This window comes from Thermoactinospora rubra (assembly GCF_002093975.1).
GTDB classification, from domain to species: Bacteria; Actinomycetota; Actinomycetes; order Streptosporangiales; family Streptosporangiaceae; genus Nonomuraea; species Nonomuraea rubra_A.
Map to the genome: position 1 here is coordinate 1 of NZ_MSZZ01000139.1, position 584 is coordinate 584.

At 67.3% G+C, this 584-nt stretch carries 1 protein-coding gene; it reads right to left on the reverse strand.

The window, feature by feature from the left end; all coding sequences use genetic code 11:
• Nucleotides 1-584, reverse strand: a 584-nt coding sequence (locus tag BSB02_RS39260) for a TCP-1/cpn60 chaperonin family protein (protein WP_276206408.1), incomplete at both ends; no start/stop codon positions are given.

Below are 584 nucleotides of genomic sequence, written 5' to 3' on the forward strand. Positions count from 1 at the left end.
CCCTTGTCGAAGCGCATGCCCTCGGTGAGCTCCAGCTCCAGGCCGAAGGTGTTGCTCTCCTCGACGGTGATGACGCCTTCCTTGCCGACCTTGTCCATCGCCTCGGCGATGAGCTGGCCGATCTCGGTGTCGGCGGCGGAGATGGAGGCGGTGGAGGCGATCTGCTCCTTGGTCTCCACGTCCTTGGCCAGCTTGGACAGCTCCTCGCTGACCCGCTCCACGGCGGCCTCGATGCCCTTCTTCAGCGCCATCGGGTTGGCGCCGGCGGCCACGTTGCGCAGCCCCTCGCGGACCAGCGCCTGGGCCAGCACGGTGGCGGTGGTGGTGCCGTCACCGGCCACGTCGTCGGTCTTCTTGGCTACTTCCTTGACGAGCTCGGCGCCGATCTTCTCCCACGGGTCCTCAAGCTCGATCTCCTTGGCGATGGACACACCGTCGTTGGTGATGGTGGGGGCGCCCCACTTCTTCTCCAGCACGACGTTGCGGCCCTTGGGGCCGAGGGTGACCTTCACGGCGTCGGCGAGCTGGTTCATACCGCGCTCGAGACCGCGCCGGGCGTCCTCGTCAAACGCGATCATCTTGGC